The 22,708-nt window shown below is 71.9% G+C and carries 2 protein-coding genes; both read left to right on the forward strand.

Going from position 1 to position 22,708, the window contains the following annotated elements:
* The first annotated feature begins 15 nt into the window (after positions 1–15).
* Positions 16–16,194, forward strand: a complete 16,179-nt coding sequence (locus ABD481_RS00725) for an SDR family NAD(P)-dependent oxidoreductase (protein ID WP_425559088.1) — start codon at positions 16–18, stop codon at positions 16,192–16,194.
* On the forward strand, positions 16,191–22,658 hold the full coding sequence (locus ABD481_RS00730; protein ID WP_425559082.1) for an SDR family NAD(P)-dependent oxidoreductase: 6,468 nt from the start codon (positions 16,191–16,193) through the stop codon (positions 22,656–22,658). Before ABD481_RS00725 ends, ABD481_RS00730 begins: the two co-directional genes overlap by 4 nt.
* Positions 22,659–22,708 lie beyond the last annotated feature (50 nt).

The raw sequence follows: 22,708 nt of genomic DNA on the forward strand, positions 1-22,708 counted from the left end.
AAGCTGCGCGACTACCTGCGCCGGGTCACCACCGATCTGCACGAGACCCGCCGGCGGCTGACCCGGCTCCAGGCCCGGGACACCGAGCCGATCGCGATCATCGGCATCGGCTGCCGGTACCCGGGCGGGGTGGCCTCGCCGGAGGACCTGTGGCGGCTGGTCGCCGACGGCACCGACGCGATCAGCGGTTTCCCGGACGGCCGGGGCTGGGACCTGGACGGCCTGTACCACCCGGATCCGGACCACACCGGGACGTCGATCGCGAAGGAAGGCGGCTTCCTCCACGACGCCGACCGGTTCGACCCCGCGTTCTTCGGCATCTCCCCGCGCGAGGCCCTGGCGATCGATCCGCAACAGCGGCTGTTGCTGGAGACCGCGTGGGAGGCGGTCGAGCGGGCCGGCATCGATCCCGGGACGCTGCGCGGCAGCCGGACCGGGGTGTTCGCGGGCGTCATGTACGACGACTACGGGTCCCGCCTGACCCCGGCCCCGGACGGGTTCGAGGGCTACATCGGGACCGGCAGCACCGGAAGTGTCGCCTCGGGGCGGGTGTCCTACACCTTCGGGTTCGAAGGCCCCGCCGTGACCATCGACACCGCGTGCTCCTCCTCCCTGGTCGCGCTGCACCTCGCGGCGCAGGCGCTGCGCCAGGAGGAGTGCGAGCTCGCGCTGGCCGGCGGCGTGACGCTGATGGCCACGCCCATGCTGTTCGTCGAGTTCAGCCGCCAGCGCGGGCTGTCCCCCGACGGCCGGTGCAAGGCGTTCGCGAGCGCTGCCGACGGCACCGGCTGGAGCGAGGGCGCCGGCCTGTTGCTGCTGGAGCGGCTGTCGGATGCGCAGCGCAACGGGCACCGGGTCCTGGCGGTGATCCGGGGCAGCGCCGTCAACCAGGACGGCACCAGCAGTCAGCTGACGGCGCCGAACGGCCGGGCCCAGCAGCGGGTCATCCGGCAGGCGCTGGCGGGCGCGGGGCTGGAGCCGGCCGATGTGGACGCGGTGGAGGCGCACGGCACCGGCACCCGGCTCGGCGATCCGGTCGAGGCGCAGGCGCTGCTGGCCACCTACGGCCAGGGACGGCCCGCCGAACGGCCGCTGTATCTGGGTTCGATCAAGTCGAACATCGGGCACAGCCAGGCCGCCGCCGGCGTCGCGGGCGTCATCAAGATGGTCAAGGCCCTGGAGCACCAGTTGCTCCCGGCGACGCTCCACGTCGATGAACCGTCGCCGCATGTGGACTGGTCCGCGGGCGCGGTCCGGTTGTTGACCGAGCCGGTGCCGTGGCCGGAGAACGGCCATCCGCGCCGCGCGGGCGTCTCCTCGTTCGGGATCAGCGGTACCAACGCGCATGTCGTCATCGAGCAGGCGCCGGCTGCGGAGCCGAACACAGTAGGAACGAACTCTGATACCGGCACGGCGCCGCTGCCATGGGTGCTGTCCGCCAAGACGGCCGCGGCCCTGCCGCTCCAGGCCGCCAAGCTGCTCGCCCACCTGGAGGGTACGCCGCAAGGAGGGAACGCGGCGCAGGCCGATGTCGCAGACCTCGCCGACGCCCTGGTCGCGACGAAGCCCTCGTTCGCCCACCGCGCGGTCGTGATCGGCGCCGGCCGGGACGAGTTGATCCAGGGCCTGGCCTCCCTGGTCCGGGGCGAACCCGCCGCGCATGTCGTCCGCGGACCCGACGGCGGCCCGGTCGGCGGCCCGGTCGGCGGCCCGGTCGGCGGCAAGGCGGTCTTCGTCTTCCCCGGCCAGGGTTCGCAGTGGGCGAACATGGCCGTGGAACTGTCGGACACGTCCGAGGTGTTCCGGGAGCAGATCGAGGCGTGTTCGGCGGCGCTGGCCCCCTTCACCGACTGGTCGCTGACCGCCGTCCTGCGTGCGGAGCCGGGGGCGCCGTCCCTGGAGCGGGTGGACGTGGTGCAGCCCGCGCTGTTCGCGGTGATGGTGTCGCTGGCCGCGCTCTGGCGGTCCTTCGGTGTGCGCCCGGCCGCTGTTCTCGGCCACTCGCAGGGCGAGATCGCCGCCGCGTACGTCGCCGGGGCGCTGTCGCTGGCGGACGCGGCCAAGATCGTGGCGCTGCGCAGCAGGATCCTGGCCGAGATCGCCGGCGACGGCGCGATGGCCTCGATCCCGCTGCCGGTCGCCCAGGTGGAGGAGCGCATCGCGCGCTCGTCCGGGGACATCGGCGTCGCCGCGATCAACGGCCCGTCCTCGACAGTGGTCTCCGGGGGCGCCGCGGCCGTCCGGGCCTTCGTCGCCGCTTGCGAAGCCGAGGAGATCAGGGCTCGGACAGTCCCGGTGGACTACGCGTCGCACTCCGCGCATGTGGAAGTCGTGCGGGAGAAGCTGATCGAGGCGCTGGCGGACGTGCGGCCGCTCGCCGCCGAGGTCGCGTTCTGCTCGACGGTGACCGGCGGGCTGATCGACACCGCCGAACTGGGCCCGGAGTACTGGTACCGGAACCTGCGCGAACCCGTCCTGCTGGAGACGGCGACCCGGGCGCTGCTGGAGCACGGCCACCGGGTGTTCATCGAGTCCAGCCCGAATCCGGTCCTGACCGTCGGGGTCCAGGAGACGATCGAGGACGCCGACCGGACCTCGGGCCCGGCCGGGATCGCCGATGCGGTGGCGCTCGGCACCCTGCGGCGGGACCAGGGAGGCTGGGAGCGGTTCACCCGGTCGCTGGCCGGCGCGCACGTCCACGGGGTGACCGTCGACTGGCGGCCGCTGACGGCCGGGCGGGGCCCGGCCGGGCCCGGCGGCGTCGGCCTGCCGACGTACGCGTTCGACCACGAGCGCTTCTGGCTCGACGCCCCGCGCCCGGCGGCCGACGCCGCCGGGCTCGGCCTGCGCACCAGCGGCCACCCGGTGCTGGCCGCGTCGATCGGCGTCGCGGGCTCCGAGGACTGGATCTTCACCGGGCGGGTGGCCCACGACACGCTGCCTTGGCTGGCCGGCCACACCGTCGAGACCGTGCCGGTGCTGCCGGCCGCCACCCTCGTCGAGATCGCTCTGGAGGCCGGACGGCCACTCGGTTACGGCCGGCTGGACGATCTGCGCATCGAGGCACCGATCGCAATGCCCTTCGGTGACCAGGTCCGCGTCCAGGTGACGGTCGGCGGTCCGGAATCGGGCGGCGGCGGACGGCGTCCGATCGCTGTCCACGTCAGCCGTTCCGGCTCCGGCGGGACCGAAGCGGACCACGACGACGGCGAAGCACCGTGGGCCGAGAAGTGGGTGCGGCACGCCTACGGCCATCTGTCCGTCGCGACCGCCGACACTCCGGCGGGAGGGACCGGCCTGGAGGTCTGGCCACCGGCGGACGCGACCGCCGTGGCCGTATCAGACCTCTTGGAAGACCATCTCGATCGGGGCCAGGAGTACGGGCCCGGATTCCAGCCGCTCGTGGAGGTGTGGCGGAAGCCGGGTACGGCGGGTACCGGCGGCACGGTCTACGCCGAAGTGGCCCTGACCGACGATCAGGCCCCTGAGGCCGACCACTACGGGATCCACCCGGTGCTGCTCGACGCGGCTTTCCAGGCACTGGCAGCGGTTCCCGGATTCGGCACCGATCGGGACCGGCCACGGCAGGCGGCGGACTGGCAGGGCGTCACCCTGCACGCCGTCGGCGCGACGACGCTCCGGATCCGGGTGACCGCGACCGGGCCCGACACCGCCGCGCTCGTGATCACCGACACCGCCGGGGCCCTCGTGGCGACCGTCGAGAAGATCGCTGTGCGTCCGTTCGTGCTCGATGTGCCCAGCACGCGGCGTTCGCGGCAGGACGACCTGCACCGGGTGGCCTGGAGCGCGCTGGAGATCCCGAGCTCGGCCGGAGCCAGCGCCGACATGGCGGACGTGCTAGTGCTCCGCCAGGCGCCGACCGATCCCGACGCGGACTTGCCGAGCCAGGTGCACGCCAACACCGCACGCACCCTGGCCGCCGTTCAGGAATGGCTGGCCGACGAGACTCTGGCCGACACGCACCTGGTCGTGCTGACCGCAGGCGCCGTCGCGGTCCAGTCCGGAGAAGGCGTCGCCGACCTGGCGAACGCCGGAATCTGGGGTCTGATCCGGTCGGCGCAGTCCGAGAACCCTGGGCGTCTGACGTTGGTCGACCTCGACGCAGAGGCCGAGGCAGAGCTGGAGGCGCAGCCGGAACTGGAAGCGCAGCCAGAGCTCGTGGCAGAGTCGGACTCCGGCGGGATGGGGCCCCGGTTGCGGACCCTGCTGACCACGGCGCGGGCCCTGGGCGAGCCCCAGCTCGCGATCCGAGGCGACGCAGTGTTCGTACCACGCCTGGTCCGCACCGCCGCCGACCCGGACACCGCACTCCCCGCACTGGCGCCGGAGGGCACAGTCCTCATCACCGGCGCGACCGGAACCCTCGGCGCGCTGTTCGCCCGCCACCTGGTGACCCGGTACGGCGCCCGCCACCTGGTGCTCACCAGTCGTCGCGGACCGGACGCGCCGGGCGCGTCGGAACTGCGCGCGGAGTTGGCAGCACTCGGCGCGGACGTGTCGGTGGTGGCCGCCGACATGGCCGACCGGGAGGAGGTCCGGCGGCTGCTGGCGGGCATTCCGGCCGCGCACCCGCTGACCGCCGTCCTCCACACCGCGGGTGTGCTCGACGACGGGACCATCAGCTCCCTGACCCCCGAGCGGCTCGACGCGGTGCTGCGTCCCAAGGTCGACGCCGCCTGGTGGCTGCACGAACAGACCCGGGACGCCGACCTGGCCGTGTTCGCCGTCTTCTCCTCGCTGGCCGGCACCCTGGGCAACCCGGGCCAGGGCAACTACGCCGCGGCCAACAGCTTCCTCGACGCGCTCGCGGTCCGCCGCCGCGCCGCCGGGCTGCCCGCGACCTCGATCGCCTGGGGACTGTGGGAGCAGGACAGCGGCATGACCGCCGCGCTGGACGAACTCGCCCGAGCCCGGTTGGCGCGCAACGGGATCCAGCCGATCTCCTCGGCCCGCGGCCTGGAACTGTTCGACGCCGCGACAGCCGCCGCGGAGCCGTCCGTCGTCCCGGCCCGGATCGACCGGCGGGAGCTTCGGAGCCGGGCCGACGCCGATTCCGTTCCGCCGATCCTGCGGTCGCGGACCCGGGGTACGGTGACGCGACGCGCGGCGCGCGGCTCGGCCGGGGTGGCGGCGACGTCCGGGGCGCTCGTCCAGCGTTTGTCCACGCTGCCCTCGGCGCAATGGGATCCGGTACTGATCGACCTGGTCCGTACCGCCGTCGCGGCAGTACTCGGACACACCGGCGCCGGCCGGGTCCGCGACGACCAGACCTTCAAAGACCTCGGACTGGACTCGCTGACCGCGGTCGAGCTGCGCAACCGGCTCACCACCGCGTCCGGTCTGCGCCTGCCCGCCACCCTCGTCTTCGACCATCCGACGCCCCTCGCGCTGGCCGGGTACCTGCGCGAGCAGGTGTCCGGCGAGGCCGGCGGCATCGTGGCGAGTGCCGGCGGCGGCGCCTCGGCGGCCACCGGGATCCAGTCCGACGAGCCGATCGCGATCATCGGGATGTCCTGCCGGTTCCCCGGCGGGGTCACCTCCGCCGACGGCTTGTGGGATCTGGTCGCCTCCGGCGGTGACGCCATCGCCGGCCTTCCGGACAACCGCGGCTGGGACATCGAGGGCAAATACGATCCCGACCCGGACGCGCCCGGCAAGTTCTACGTCCGCGAAGGCGGATTCCTTTACGACGCAGGAGGATTCGACGCCGAGTTCTTCGGCATCTCCCCGCGCGAGGCGCTGGCCATGGACCCTCAACAGCGGATCCTGCTGGAGACCGCGTGGGAGGCCGTCGAGCAGGCGGGCATCGATCCGACGTCCTTGCGCGGCACCGACGGCGGCGTGTTCACCGGGGTGATCGCTCAGCAGTACGGACCGGGCACGCACGAGGACTCGCACGATCTGGACGGCTACTTCCTGACCGGAACCACGACGTCCGTCGCTTCCGGCCGGATCGCGTACACGCTGGGGTTGCAGGGCCCGGCCGTGACAGTGGACACCGCCTGCTCCTCCTCCATCGTGGCGCTGCACATGGCCGCGCAATCGCTGCGCAGCGGCGAGTGCGGCCTGGCGCTGGCCGGCGGGGCGACCATCATCGCCAGCCCGATGGTGTTCGTGGAGTTCGCGCGGCAACGCGGGCTGTCGCCGGACGGCCGGGTCAAGGCGTTCGCCGCCGGGGCCGACGGCACCGGCTGGGCCGAGGGCGCCGGCCTCCTGGTCCTGGAGCGGCTCTCCGACGCCCAGCGCAACGGGCACCGAGTCCTGGGCGTCATCCGAGGCAGCGCGATCAACCAGGACGGTGCCAGCAACGGGCTCACCGCGCCCAACGGCCCGTCCCAGGAGCGGGTGATCCGGCAAGCCCTGGCCGCCGCCGGACTGCGCCCGGACGAAGTCGACGCGGTGGAGGCCCACGGCACCGGTACCACCCTCGGCGACCCCATCGAGGCGCAGGCCCTCCTGGCCACCTATGGGAAGGACCGGGCTGCCGACCGGCCGCTGTATCTGGGCTCGGTCAAGTCCAACATCGGCCACACCCAAGCCGCCGCGGGCATCGCAGGCGTCATCAAGATGGTGAAGGCGCTGGAGCACGGACTGCTTCCGGCGACGCTGCACGTCGACGAACCGTCCCAGCACGTCGACTGGTCAAGCGGCACGGTCAAGCTGCTGACCGAGGCGGTCACCTGGCCCGAGAACGGCCACCCGCGCCGGGCCGGCGTGTCCTCGTTCGGTATCAGCGGCACCAACGCCCACCTCATCATCGAACAGCCGCCAGGCGTGCCTGCGAGCCCTGACAAGACCGCCGAGCCGGACAGCCCTGACGCATCCGACCAGCCGCAGACCCCGACACCAATACTGCTGTCTGCCAAGTCCTCGGCTGCTCTGCGTGCCCAGGCCGATCGCCTGCACGCGTTCTACAGCAGCGCGCCGGAGGTCTCGCCATCGCGCCTGAGCGACGCGCTGGCGACGACCCGGGCCGGATTCGACCACCGGGCCGTGATCCTGGGCCGGGACCGGGCGCAGATCCTGTCCGCACTGGGCGCCGTCGCGGCGGGAGTTTCGCTGCCCGGCGTGGTGGTCGGTCAGGTCGACGAGCCGGGCAAGCTCGCGTTCCTGTTCTCCGGGCAAGGAAGTCAGCGCCCTGGAATGGGTTCGGGTCTGTACGCCGCTTACCCGGTGTTCGCCGAGGCGCTGGACGAGGTCGCGGCCGCGCTCGACCCTCACCTGGACCGGCCGATCCGCGACCTGATCCTGACTGGCGCACCGCTCGACGAGACCCGCTACACGCAGCCGGCACTGTTCGCGCTCCACGTAGCACTCCACCGCCTGGCCGCCTCCTTCGGCCTTGTGCCCGACGTCCTGATCGGCCACTCCATCGGTGAACTCAGCGCCGCCTATGTCGCCGGGGTCTGGTCGCTGGAGGACGCCGCGAAGCTCGTGGCCGCCCGCGGCCGCCTGATGCAGGCCGCAACGCCCGGCGGCGCGATGATCGCCATCGAGGCCACCGAAGACGAGATCACGCCGCTGCTGAACAAGTACGAAGGCCGCGTCTCACTGGCAGCCGTCAACGGTCCCCAGGCCGTCGTCATCGCCGGGGACACGGACGCGGCCGAGGAGATCGCTCAGCGCGTCCGCAAGAACGGCCAGCGTGTTAAGGCCCTGACTGTCTCGCACGCCTTCCACTCACCCCACATGGACACCGTGCTGGAAGAGTTCCGCGAGGTCGCCGCGACCGTCACCTACCGGCAGCCCGTCCTCCCGATCATCTCCAACGTGACCGGCACCCTGGCCGACCCCGACCGGATCACCACTCCTGGCTACTGGACCGAGCACATCCGCCAAGCCGTCCGCTACCACGACGGCACCAGGACCCTCCAGGCCCAAGGCACCACCCACTACCTCGAACTCGGACCCGACGCCACCCTCAGCACACTGACCCGCACCGCTCTCGAGGACCTCGAAGCCGTCGCCGTACCGGCCCTCCGCGCCGACCGGCCGGAACCCGACACCTTCCTCGCCGCCCTGAGCACCCTGCACGCGACGGGCCGCGACGTCAGCTGGGTGCCGCGGTCAGCGGCCACGCCGCTGCCAGGTCTGCCGACCTACCCCTTCGAGCACCAGGACTTCTGGCTGACGTCCCAGCCCGCGCCCGGAACCGGCGGGCTGGCGGCGAATCAGCACCCGATCCTGACGTCGACAACCACCCTGCCCGACACCGAAACGGTCCTCTACACCGGAACGCTCGCGCCGGCCACTCATCCCTGGCTCGCCGACCACGTCATCGGCGACGCGCTGCTCGTCCCCGGGACCGCGTTCCTGGAGATGGCTCTGCACGCAGCCGGCAGCTCGGGCTTCCCGCACGTGGACGAGCTCACCCTGGAACACCCGCTCGCGCTCACCGGGCCGGTCCGGCTGCTCCTCACGCTCGGCCCCGCGGACGGATCGCGACGCTCTGTGTCGATCCACTCCCGCCCGGACGACGACGCACTCACCTGGACGCGCCACGCGCATGGCTTCGCGACCGAGGTGCGGCCCGACGTCGCGTTGCCAGAACTCCCGGCGGCGTGGCCTCCCGGCGATGCGCAGGCCGTCAACACCGAGGACCTGTATCCCGCGCTCGCCGACCACGGCTACCGCTACGGCCCCACGTTCCAGGGACTCACCGCAGCCTGGTACGACTCCGCGTCCGGCGCGGTCTTTGCCGACGTCGCACTACCGTCCGGCCACCTCGCTGACGCCTCGGGCTATCTCCTCCATCCCGCGCTGCTCGACGCCGCCCTTCACGTGGTGGCGATGGGTGACCTTCTGCCTTTGGACTCTGACGGCAGCTACCTTCCGTTTACCTGGAACAGCGTCACCCCGCACGGGTTCGGGGACGTGGGCACGCCGGTAACAGAGGTCCGCGTCCGTGCCGTGCCCAACGGAACGGACACGCTGACGATCAGCATCACGGACACCGCCGGTCGGCTTCTGTTGTCGGTGGACGCTCTGGTGTTCCGGCGGCTGACGGTCGCGACGCCACAACAAGATCTGTTCCACATCGCGTGGAACACTCTGCCGCCGGCCCCCGCCGTGCAGATTCCGGACTTCGCGATTCTCCGTGCACTGACTCACCTCGACGACGGGGTTCCCGAAGATGTGCCTAGCCGTACGCACGCCGTGACCCGAAGCGTCTTGGAGGCAGTACAGGACTGGCTCGGCGCAGAACGCCCGGAAGGCTCTCGGCTGGTCGTCCTCACACAGGGTGCTGTCACGACCGGCGAGGACGATCCCGTGAGCGACCTCGCTCAGGCAGCAGTCTGGGGCCTGATTCGGTCGGCCCAGAATGAGCATCCCGACCGGTTGATCCTGATCGACACCGATGCTTCCGAGGCCGACGTCACGGCGGCGGTCGCCACCGGCGAACCCCAGCTGGCAATCCGGTCCGGCGCGCTGCTCGTCCCGCGTCTGACTCGCGTCGCCGCCTCTGACTCGGACAGAGACCGGACCGAGCTGGACCCCGAAGGTACCGTCCTGATCACCGGTGCCACGGGTTCGCTCGGGGCGTTGTTCGCCCGGCACCTGATCACCCGGTACGGCGCGCGCCATCTGCTGCTGGTCAACCGTCGAGGACGGGACGAGGAGCTCAACAGCGAACTCACCGGCCTCGGCGCCGAGGTCACCTGGGCCGCGGCCGATCTCGCGGACCGTGACCAGGTCGAGAGTGTTCTGGCCGCGATCCCGGCCGAGCGTCCGCTCACAGCCGTCATTCATGCCGCCGGGGTGCTCGACGACGGTGCGATCAGTTCCCTGACCTCGGAGCGACTCGGCACCGTGCTGCGGCCGAAGGTCGACGCCGCCTGGCACCTGCACGAGCTGACCCAGGACCGCGACCTCGCCGTCTTCGCCCTCTTCTCATCCGTCGCGGGCACCGTCGGCAACCCCGGTCAAGCCAACTACGCCGCCGCCAACACCTTCCTCGACGCGCTCGCGGCCCACCGCCGCGCCCTCGGTCTACCGGGCTTGTCCTTGGCCTGGGGCTTGTGGAACACCGGCATGGCCGCCACCCTCAATGAGGTTGAGCAGTCCCGGATCGCCCGAAACGGTGTCATAGCACTGACCCCGGAGCTCGGGACCGAGCTGTTCGACCGGTCGCTGACCACCGACTACGCGATGCTGGTTCCCGCGACGCTTGACCTGGCCGTCCTGCGTGAGCAGGCCCGGACCTCGCGGGTGGCCGCGGTGCTGCGCGACCTGGTTCCTTCCCGGAAGCCAACGGCGGCCGCATCGGCACGGACCGGCGCGTCGCTGGTTCAGCGCATCAGTGGCCTGTCCGATGCCGCGCAGCGCGAGGCGGTCGCCTCGTTCGTCATCGCGATTGTGGCTGAGGTGCTTGGTCACACCGACATCGACAGAGTCCTGCCGACGCGTACTTTCAGTGATGCCGGGTTCGACTCGCTGAGCGGCGTTGATCTGCGCAACCGGCTCGCCACGGCCACCGGCCTGCGCCTGCCGTCGACTCTGGTGTTCGACCACCCGACTCCGGCGGCCCTGGCCGCGTACCTCCACGGTCAGGTCACCGGCGAGCGCGAAGAGGCCGGACGTCCGCGTCCGGCCGCAACGGCAACGGGGACGACGACGGCCCCGGCCGACGAGCCGATCGCCATCATCGGCATGGGCTGCCACTACCCCGGCGATGTCGACTCCCCCGAGGACCTGTGGCGGCTGCTGGCGTCCGGAACCGACGCGGTGACCGGGTTCCCGGACTCGCGCGGCTGGGACCTGGACGCACTGTTCGACCCGGACCCGGACCGGCCGGGGACGAGCTACACCCGCCACGGCGGCTTCCTGCACCGGGCACACCATTTCGACGCGGACTTCTTCGGCATCTCGCCGCGCGAGGCCCTGGCCATCGATCCACAGCAACGGCTGCTGCTGGAAACGGCTTGGGAGACCATCGAGAACGCGGGCATCGATCCGGCCGCGCTGCGCGGCGGCGACACCGGGATCTTCGCGGGCGTGATGTACTCCGACTACGCCGGGCGTCTGCTCGCCAACATCCCCGCGGAGCTCGAAGGATACGTCGGCAACGGCAGCGCGGGCAGCGTCGCCTCCGGCCGGGTGGCCTACACCTTCGGGCTGGAGGGGCCGGCGGTCACGGTCGACACCGCGTGCTCGTCGTCGCTGGTGGCGATGCACCTGGCAGCGCAGGCCCTGCGCAACGGGGAGTGCGGTCTCGCGCTCGCCGGCGGCGTGACGGTGATCTCCAGCCCGACCATCTTCGTCGAGTTCAGCCGGCAGCGCGGGCTGGCCGCCGACGGCCGGATCAAGGCGTTCTCCAACGCGGCCGACGGCACCGGCTGGGGCGAGGGGGCCGGACTGCTGTTGCTGGAGCGGCTGTCGGACGCGGAACGCAACGGGCACCGCGTCCTGGCCGTGATCCGAGGCAGCGCCGTCAACCAGGACGGCGCCAGCAACGGACTCACCGCGCCGAACGGGCCCTCGCAGCAACGGGTGATCCGCCAGGCTCTGGCGAGCGCGGGAATCGACGCCACCGAGGTCGACACCGTCGAGGCCCACGGCACCGGCACCACCCTCGGCGATCCCATCGAGGCGCAGGCGATCCTGGCCGCCTACGGACAGGACCGGGCGGCGGATCGTCCGCTGTATCTGGGCTCGATCAAGTCGAACATCGGCCACACCCAGGCCGCCGCCGGCGTCGCGGGCGTCATCAAGATCGTCAAGGCCCTGGAACACGAACTGCTTCCGGCGACACTGCACGTCGACGAGCCCTCTCGGCATGTCGACTGGGACAGCGGGACCGTTCAGCTGCTCACCGAGCCGGTGCCGTGGCCCGAGAACGGCCATCCGCGCCGCGCCGGGATCTCCTCTTTCGGCATCAGCGGTACCAACGCCCACCTCATCATCGAACAGGCGCCGACGGCGCGGGGCACCGTGAACACGCCGACGGATGATCCCGACCCCGGACCGACCGGACCAGTCGCTCTGCCGTTGTCAGCCAAGTCCGCATCCGCGCTCCGGGTCCAGGCTGCGCGCCTTCGCGACTACCTGCACGCCGCGCCGACCGTGGCGGAACGCGATCTGGCCGCCGCGCTGACCGCCCGGGCCGACCTGGACCATCGCGCGGTCGTGCTCGGTCAGGGCCGCACGCGGACTCTCGCGGCACTCGACACCTTGGCTGAGGGTGGCGAATCACCGGACGCCGTTTCCGGTCGGGTGACCAGGGTCGGCAAGACGGCGTTTCTGTTCTCGGGGCAGGGCAGTCAGTGTCCTGGCATGGGGGCTGGTCTCTACGCCGCGTACCCGGAGTTCGCCGAGGCTCTGGACGAGGTCGCCGCCGCGCTGGATCACCACCTGGACCGGCCTGTTCGAGACCTGATGTTCGCACGGCCTGATGAGGCTGACGCGGCACTGCTCAACGAGACCCGGTACACCCAGCCGGCCATGTTCGCCCTGCATGTCGCCCTGCACCGTCTGGCAGAGCACCACGGCCTGGCACCGGATGTCTTGATCGGCCACTCCATCGGCGAGCTCAGCGCCGCGTACCTCGCCGGTGTCTGGTCCCTGGAGGACGCCGCGAAGCTCGTGGCCGCTCGTGGCCGCCTGATGCAGGCCGCCACGCCCGGCGGGGCCATGATCGCCATCGAAGCGACCGAGGACGAGGTCGCGCCGCTGCTGAGGAAGCACGAGGGTCGGGTATCGCTGGCCGCCGTCAACGGTCCGCAAGCGATCGTCATCGCCGGTGACACCAAGGCGGCTCAGTCCATCGCACGCCGGTTCCGCAAGGACGGTCGGCGTATCAAGGAGCTGACTGTCTCGCATGCCTTCCACTCGCCTCATATGGATGCGGTGCTGGAGGAGTTCCGCGACGTGGCGGCAACCGTCACCTATCGGCAGCCCGCGATAGCGCTCATCTCCAACGTGACCGGCGCCTTGGCCGACCCCGACCGGATCACCACGGCCGACTACTGGACCGACCACATCCGCCAGGCCGTCCGCTATCACGACGGCACCAAGGCACTCCACGCCCACGGCACCACCCACTACCTCGAACTCGGCCCGGACTCGACGCTCGCCGCGCTGACGCATGCGGCGTTCAGCACCGATGACGCGGCGGCACCGGCGCCCACAGTTGCCCCTGTGCTGCGGTCGGATCGCGACGAGACGGAGACGTTCGCCGCCGCGCTGGCCGCGCTGCACGTCACCGGCCGTACGGTCACGTGGCCGCGGATCGGGGATCCGGCCGCCGCGCCGGATGTGCCGTCCTACCCCTTCGAGCGTCAGCCCTATTGGCTGAACCCGACGCCGGCGGCGGGCACCGAAGCCAGTGGACTGCGATCTTCCCGGCATCCTCTGCTCACCGCGACGACCACGCTCCCTGACAGCGACACCGTCCTGTTCACCGGCCGGATCGGGGTGTCGACCCATCCCTGGCTGGTTGATCACACCATCGGCGCGAACGCCGTCCTCCCGGCGACCGCCTACCTGGAGATGGCTCTGCACGCCGCCGCCGACAGCGAATATCCCTTCGTCGACGAGCTGACGCTCGAACAGCCGCTCAGCCTGGCCGAGCCGGTACAGCTCCACCTGACGCTGGGTCCGCCGCAGGCCGAGACCGGCCGCCGGTCGCTGGCCGTCCACTCCCGTCCGGTGAAGGGCGACGACACGTCGTCGGAGTGGACCCGGCACGCCCACGGCCACCTGTCCTCCAGGGCCAGCGATGCGATACCGCAGCTTCCTGATTCCTCCGGCGCGTGGCCGCCGCCGCAGGCGGAGCCGGTGGAGACCGGCGACTTCTATCCCCGGCTCGACGAGCTCGGCTACCACTACGGTCCGGCGTTCCAGGGGCTCGGCGAGGCGTGGCACGACTCCACTGCTCGGACCACGTCCGCAGAGATCGCGCTGCCCGTTGCCCAGCACGACGACGCCGCCCGCTACGTGCTCCATCCCGCCCTGCTCGACGCCGCGCTCCACGTCGTGGCGCTGGGCACGCTGCTCCCCTCGGACGCCGAGGGCATGTACCTGCCGTTCTCGTGGAGCGGCATCACGCTGCACCAGGACGGCAGCCGGACTGGGCCGGTCACCGGGGTCCGGGTCCAGGCCACACTTACCGGACCGGACTCGCTGGCCATCGTCCTGACCGACGAGTCCGGCGCGCCGGTCCTCAGCATCAGCACTCTGTCCTTCCGGCGGGTGGATCCCCGGGAGCTGGGCGTCGGCCGGAGCGGGGGCGAGCTGTACCGGGTGCGGTGGAGCGCGATCCCGGCCGGTGGGGGTGGGGCGGTCGCGGACGAGCAGACCGACGTCACGGTGCTGGATGTGGGCCTGGTGGCGGCGCGGAGCGGTGCTGGCGATCTGCCGGACCAGGCCCACGACGTGGCCAGGAGCGTACTGGCCGAGGTTCAGCGGTGGCTCGCCGACGAGTCGCAGGACTCGCATTTGCTGGTCCTGACCCACCACGCCGTCGCGACCAGCGACGAGGAGGATGTCGCCAACTTGGCCCAGGCCGCTGTCTGGGGACTGATCCGCTCGGCGCAGAACGAGCACCCGGGCCGGCTCACCCTCATCGACCTCGATAGCGACACCACCTCCACCTCCACCTCCGACACCGACACCGACACCATCGACTCCGACTCCAGCGCCAGCGCCAGCGCCAGCGCCGGTGCCGATGCCGATGCCGGTGCCGGTGCCGGTGCCGACCTCGCTGTTGAACCGCGCGTGCTGTTGCGAATCGCGCGCGAGGCCTCGGAGCCGCAGATCGCGGTTCGGCAAGGAGTCGTCCTGGCTCCGCGCCTGGTCCGGGCCGACGGTTCGGCCTCTGGCGCGCCGACCCTGGACCCGGACGGCACTGTCCTGATCACCGGAGCCACCGGAGCGCTCGGAGCGTTGTTCGCGCGGCACCTGGTCACCCGCTACGGCGCCCGGCACCTGCTGCTCACCAGCCGTCGCGGCCTCCACGCGCCCGGTGCGGCCGAGCTGGGCGACGAGCTGGCCGGGCTCGGCGCCACAGTCACCGTGGTCGCGAACGACGCCGCCGACCGCGAGAGCCTGCGCCGACTGCTCGCCTCGATTCCCGCCGAACACCCGCTCACCGCTGTGATCCACACCGCCGGCGTCCTGGACGACGGGACATTCAGCTCCCTGACTCCCGAACGGCTCGACACGGTCCTGCGGCCGAAGCTCGACGCGGCCTGGCACCTGCACGAGCTCACCAAGGACCGGGAACTCGCGATCTTCGCCGTGTTCTCCTCGCTCGGCGGCGTCCTGGGCGGTCGGGGACAGGCGAACTACGCCGCCGCGAACACCTTCCTCGACGCCCTGGCCCACCATCGACGGGCCGGCGGCCGGCCGGCCGTGTCCCTGGCCTGGGGACTGTGGAGCGCGGGCATGGCCGACGTTCTCGACGACGCGGGCCAGGCACGAATTGCGCGCGACGGCGTCACGCCACTCGACGCCGATCAGGGCACAGCGTTGTTCGACGCCGCGCTCGCCGCGAATCATCCGCTGGCGGTGCCGGCCGCGCTCGACCTGGCGGCTCTGCGCCTCCAAGCCCGCTACAACGCCCTGCCCACAGTGCTGCACGGGCTCGTGCGCCGACCCGGCCGGACGAACGGCGGCGCGGCCCAGCCCGATCTGCGACGGCAGCTTGTCGGGCTCGGCGAGGCGGAGCGGGCCCAGCGGGTCCTCGGATTCGTGCAGTCCGCCGTCGCCTCGGTCCTGGGCCACGGAACGGCGGACTCGGTCGATCCCGATCGCGGACTGCTCACCTTGGGCTTCGACTCGCTGAGCGCCGTGCAGCTGCGCAACCGGCTGAACGCCGCGACCGGACTGCGCCTGCCGACCACGCTGGTCTTCGACTATCCGACCTCCGCGGTCCTCGCCGCGCTGATCCAGGACGAACTCGCCCCCGGACCGGACGCCGCCGAACAGGCGCCGTCGGCCGACGACCAGACCCGGATCCGCTCGGCGCTCAGCCGGATCCCGCTCACCCGGCTGCGCGACGCGGGCCTGCTGGACGCCTTGCTGCGGCTCGCGGATCCGGCCGACGCCGCCGCTCCGGCCGCTGCCGGCACCCCAGCGCCCGCCGCTGCTCCGGCCCCCACCCCCACCTCGATCGACGACATGGACGTCACGAGCCTGATCCAGCTCGCCCTCGAATCCCCGACGGCCCGTTGACCATGGAAAGACAGATGACTGCATCCTCCGAAGACCTCGTCACCGCGCTGCGCGCGTCCCTCAAAGAGACCGAACGGCTGCGCGAAGAGAACCGGCACCTCGCCGAGGCGGCGGCCGAGCCGATCGCCGTCATCGGCATGGGCTGCCGCTACCCCGGCGGGGTGCGGACTCCGGACGACCTGTGGCGCCTGGTCGCCGGCGGGGTCGACGCGATCGGCGGCTTCCCGGCCGGACGCGGCTGGGACGTCGCAGGACTCTACGACCCGGATCCGGAACAGGTCGGCCGCTCCTACGCGCGGGAGGGAGGCTTCCTGGACCGGGCCGAGGACTTCGACCCGGAGTTCTTCGGCATCTCCCCCCGCGAAGCACTGGCGATCGATCCCCAACAGCGCCTGTTGCTGGAGACGGCCTGGGAGACGGTCGAGCGGGCCGGCATCGACCCGCACACCCTGCGCGGCAGCCGAACCGGGGTGTTCGCCGGGGTGATGTACGACGACTACGGCAGCCGCCTCTTCCAGGCCGCGCCGCCCGGGTTCGAGGGCTACATCGGGACCGGGAGCGCCGGAAGCATCGCCTCGGGCCGGGTCTCCTACACCTTCGGGTTCGAGGGCCCGGCGGTCACGGTCGACACCGCGTGCTCGTCGTCCCTGGTCACCCTGCACCTGGCCGCGCAGGCGCTGCGCGCCGGGGACTGCACGCTCGCGCTGGCCGGCGGCGTGACGGTCATGGCCACGCCGATCACGTTCATCGAGTTCAGCCGTCAGCGCGGGCTGTCCCCGGACGGCCGCTGCAAGTCCTTCGCGGACTCCGCCGACGGCACCGGCTGGGGCGAGGGCGCCGGCCTCCTGCTGCTGGAGCGGCTCTCGGACGCACAGCGCAACGGGCACCGGGTCCTGGCGCTGATCCGCGGCAGCGCCGTCAACCAGGACGGGACCAGCAGCCAACTGACCGCGCCCAACGGTCCGTCCCAGCAGCGGGTGATCCGGCAGGCGTTGGCCGACGCGGGTCTGGGCGCCGCGGACGTCGACGCGATCGAGGCCCACGGCACCGGGACCACGCTCGGCGACCCGATCGAGGCGCAGGCGATCCTGGCCGCGTACGGACGGGACCGGTCCTCGGACCGGCCGCTGTATCTGGGCTCGATCAAGTCCAACATCGGCCACACCCAGGCCGCCGCCGGCGTCGCGGGCGTCATCAAGATGGTCAAGGCCCTGGAACACGAGCTGCTTCCGCCGACGCTGCACGTGGACGCGCCGTCCCGGCATGTGGATTGGAGCACGGGCACCGTCCGGCTGCTGACCGAGGCCGTCCCGTGGCCGGAGAACGGGCATCCCCGGCGTGCGGGCGTGTCCTCGTTCGGGATCAGCGGCACCAACGCCCACCTCATCATCGAGCAGCCCCCGGCGGAAGTCGGCGACGACGCGTCACCGAGCGAGACGCCGCCGGTTCTCGCGTTCTCGGCCCGAAGCCGCGCTGCGCTTCAGGACCAGTCGGCCAGGCTCGCCGCGTACCTGCGTGCTCGACCGGCCGACGAGGTGCGCCACGTGGCCACCGCTCTGGCGACGCGCGCTGCCTTCGGCCATCGGGCGATCGTCCTGGGCCGGGACCGGGACCGCGCGCTGGCCGCTCTCGACGCCCTGGCCGTCGGCGGCCCGTCGCCGGATGCCGTGACCGGGCAGGTGGCGACTGTCGGTAAAACAGCCTTCTTGTTCTCCGGGCAAGGCAGTCAGCGTGGCGGAATGGGGGCCGGGCTCTATCGGAGCTTCCCGGTCTTCGCCGCCGCGTTGGACGAGGCCGCCGCCGCTTTCGACGCCCATTTGGACCGGTCGGTTCGTGACCTGGTGCTCGCCGAGCCCGGCAGCCCGGACGCGGCGTTGCTCAACGAGACCCGCTACACGCAGCCGGCGCTGTTCGCTCTGCACGTCGCGCTCTACCGGTTGGTCGCCGCACACGGGGTGACTCCGGATGTGGTGATCGGTCATTCCATCGGTGAGGTGAGCGCGGCGTATCTGGCCGGGTTGTGGTCGTTGGAGGACGCCGCGAAGCTCGTGGCCGCCCGAGGTCGCCTGATGCAAGCCGCGACCCCCGGCGGCGCGATGATCGCCATCGAGGCCACCGAAGACGAGATCACACCGCTGCTGAACAAGTACGAGGGCCGCGTATCGCTCGCTGCCGTCAACGGTCCGCAGGCCATCGTCATCGCCGGGGACACGGGCGCGGCTGAAGAGATCGCCCAGGGCTTCCGCAAGGACGGTCGACGCGTCAAGGCCCTGACTGTCTCGCACGCCTTCCACTCACCCCACATGGACAGGGTGCTGGAGGAGTTCCGGGAGATCGCGGCGACGGTCGCTTACCAGCAGCCTGTCATACCGATCGCCTCCAACCTCACCGGCGCGTTGGCCGACCCCGACCAGATCACCACGGCCGACTACTGGACCGACCACATCCGCCAAGCCGTCCGCTATCACGACGGCACCAAGGCATTGCACGCTCTTGGCACCACTCACTTCCTCGAACTCGGCCCCGACTCGACGCTCACCACGCTGACCCACAACACCCTCCAAGCCTCCGAGCCGGTCGCCGTCCCGACGCTCCGCGCCGATCGATGGGAACCCGACACTTTCGCCACGGCTCTGGGCGCCCTGTACACGACCGGACGTAGCGTGGCCTGGGCAGCTGGCAGTTCTGTCCCGAGTGCCGTCGCCGATGTGCCGACGTACCCGTTCCAGCACCAGCCGTACTGGCTGACGCCCGCGCCGGTGGCGGGGACCGGCGGGCTTAAGCCGTTCGACCATTCGATCCTCACCGCGACCACGGCTTTGCCCGGGCTCGAAGCGGTCCTGTTCACCGGCACGGTGTCCGTGGAGACGCATCCGCAGCTGGCCGACCACGCTGTCGGCGGCGCCGTGCTGTTGCCGGGCACCGCCTTCCTGGATCTGGCCTTGAGTGCCGCGTCGGCCACCGAGCATCCGCAGGTGGATGAGCTAACCATCGAAAGCCCGCTCGTTCTGACCGGGACCGACGCGGTCCGGATCCACCTCGTGATCGGGTCGGCGGAGCCGGACACCGGGCGGCGTCCCGTGTCTGTGCACTCCCGGTCCGAGGCAGGCGCCACGTGGACTCGGCATGCCCACGGCCACCTGGTGCAGGTCGTGGCCGGGGCGGATCAGCACACTGTCGACTCCCCGATCGCGCCGCCGGCCGAGGCGACGCCGCTGGCGACCGACGGCCTCTACGCCACGCTCGAGGATCTCGGCTACCACTACGGGCCTTCCTTCCAGGGGTTGGTCCACGCCTGGCGGAGTGAAGACAGCGGTGTTCTGTATGCCGAACTCGCCCTGCCGGACAAGTTGTCCGTGGACGACAACGGCCGCTCCCTGCGTCCGGCGATCCTCGACTCGGCGCTGCACACCCTGGCGTTGGGCGACGCGGCCCAGACGCTCCTCCCCTTCTCCTGGAACGGTGTCAGGCTCCTGGGGCCCGACGCCGACTGGAGGACACTGCACGCGCGCCTGACGCCGAACGGCTCGAACTCCTATGCGCTGGACGTGGCCGAACCCGACGGAACGCTCGTCGCCACCGCACAGGCCCTCGTGCTGCGCCCGATCGACCCGGCCGAACTCCGTCGGGCTCCGGCTCCGGCGACCGACGACCTCTACCACCTCGACTGGATCCCGGCGGCCGGGGTGCTTCCTGACAACGTCGCAGACGGCGAACTACCCGAAGCCGAGCTCCACCAGCTCGATCCTCAGCCCGGTTCCGACGCGGACCTCCCCGACCGCGTGCACGCGGCCACCCGGGAACTGCTGGCCCAGCTACAAACCTGGCTCGCCGCCCCGGAGAACGAGGCCAGGCGTCTGGCCGTCGTCACCCGGGGCTCGGTAGCCGTCAGCCCGCAAGAGGACGTCTCGAACCTCGTCCACGCTGCCGCGTGGGGCCTGGTCCGGGCCGTGCAGACCGAGCACCCCGGCCGCCTCGTTCTCCTCGACCTCGATCAGGATCCTGCTTCTCACGAGGCGATCACCGACGCACTGGCCACCGGCGAGCCGCAGATCGCCGTCCGCCGAGGCGAGCTGCTGATTCCGAGCCTGGTCCGGAACCGGCCGCAGGGCGCGGGATCCTCGGTGCTGGCACCGCCGGCCGGGTCCGCCGACTGGCATCTGGGCACGAGCGCCACCGGCACCTTCGAGAACCTCGCTCTCCTGCCGACCGATGCGGGAACGCGGGCCCTGGCTCCCGAGGAGGTCCGGATCTCGGTCCGGGCCGCCGGTCTGAACTTCCGGGACACCCTCATCGCCCTCGGCATGTATCCGGGGAACGCCGTCATCGGCGCGGAGGCGGCCGGGATCGTCACCGAGACCGGATCCGGCGTCAGTGGACTGCGACCCGGCGACCGGGTGACCGGGCTGTTCGCCGGCGGCGTCGGGCCGTTCGCGGTGACCGACCACCGGTTCGTCGCCCGGATCCCGGCCGGGTGGACGTTCGCCCAGGCGGCGGCCGTGCCCGTGGTCTTCCTCACCGCCTATCACGGCCTGGCCGGGCTGGCGCGGGTCCGCTCCGGCGAGCGCGTCCTGATCCACGCCGCGACCGGCGGCGTCGGCATGGCCGCCGTCCAGCTCGCCCGGCATTGGGGGCTGGAGGTCTTCGCCACCGCGAGCCCCGCGAAATGGCCGGTGCTGCGCGACCAGGGTTTCGACGAGGCGCACATCGCCTCCTCCCGCACCCTCGACTTCGAGCAACGGATTCTGGCCGCCACCGACGGACGCGGCGTGGACGTGGTTCTCGACGCCCTGGCCCGCGAATTCGTCGACGCGTCGCTGCGGCTGCTGCCGCGCGGCGGCCGGTTCATCGAGATGGGCAAGACCGACGTGCGCGACCCCGCCGCCGTCGCCGCGGCCCATCCGGACGTCGACTATCAGGCCTTCGACCTCTTCGACGCCGGACCGGAGCGGATCCGGGAGATGTTCGCCGAGCTGACCGCGCTGTTCGAGGCGGGCGTCCTGCGTCCGCTGCCGGTGACGTCCTGGGACGTCGGCCACGCGCTCGAAGCGTTCCGCTACCTGAGCCAGGCCCGGCACGTCGGCAAGATCGTGCTCACGCTGCCCAGGGTGCCGCGCCCCGACGGCACCGTCCTGGTCACCGGGGCTACCGGCGCCCTCGGCGGGCTGTTCGCCCGGCACCTCGCCGAGCGGCACGGCGCTCGGCACCTGCTGGTGACGAGCCGCCGGGGCCAGGACGCCCCGGGCGCCGCCGCCCTGCTCGACGACCTGGCCCGGCTCGGCGCCGAGGCGGAACTCGTGGCCTGCGACACCTCGGACCGGGACGCGCTGCGCGCACTGCTCGCCGCGATCCCGGCGGACCGGCCGCTGACCGCCGTGGTGCACAGCGCCGGCGTGCTGGACGACGCGCTGATCGAGAACCTCACCGCCGACCGCCTGGCGGCGGTGCTCCGCCCCAAGGTCGACGCCGCGTGGCTGCTGCACGATCTGACGCGGGAGCTGGACCTGGCCGAGTTCACGGTGTTCTCCTCGATCGCCGGAACCCTCGGCGGCCCCGGGCAGGGGAACTACGCCGCCGCCAACAGCTTCCTCGACGCCCTGGCCCATCACCGCAAGGCCACCGGCCTGCCGGGACTGTCCCTGGCGTGGGGGCCGTGGTCCACCGGCATGGCAGGGGACCTGACGGCCGCGGATCGGGGCCGGCTCCGGCGCGGCGGCGTCACCGCGATCGAGCCCGAGCACGGTGTACGCCTCTATGACGACGCCCGCGCGCTGTCCCGGCCGGACGCCGTGCCGATCGTGCTCGACCTCAGTGCATTGCGAGCCGGACAAGCTCCGGTCCCGCCGATCCTGCGCGGTCTGGTCCGGGACGCGAACCGGGGCCGGCCCGCGACCGGGGTCGCAGCTCGCAAGACCGCCCCGGGGGCGGCCCGGCCGGCGGACTTCGCAGTGCTTTCCCGCGAGGAGGGCATCGAGGCGCTGATCGAGATCGTCCGCGCGGAGACAGCTCTGGTACTCGGTTATCCGAACCCTGGTTCGCTCTCCGCCGAGGCGACGTTCAAGGATCTGGGCGCCGACTCGCTCAGCGCGGTGGAACTGCGCAACCGGCTGGGCACGGCGGTCGGGCTGCGCCTGTCGGCCGGCCTGATCTTCGACCATCCGACCCCGGTGGCCGTCGCCCGGCACGTGTACGACGAACTCGTCCCGGACGGCCCGGCGACCCCCGAGACCGCGGCGCTGGCCCAGATCGACCGGCTCGAAGCCGCGCTGACCGAGGTCGGCTCCGAAGGCGACGCCGCGGCGCTGGCCACGGTCCTGGCCCGGCTGGAATCGGTGCTCTGGACCTGGAGCGCCACCCGGCGGTCCGCCGACGCCGAGCCGAGGTCCGCGGACTTCGGCGACGCCACCGACGACGAGCTGTTCGAGGCCCTGGACGGGGAACTCGGCGTCCCCGGCCGGTCATGAACACCCGCACCGACAAGCGCACCACAGGCCAGGGAGGGGACCGTCGCGAT

It is taken from the genome of Catenulispora yoronensis, assembly GCF_039531695.1.
GTDB lineage: Bacteria > Actinomycetota > Actinomycetes > Streptomycetales > Catenulisporaceae > Catenulispora > Catenulispora yoronensis.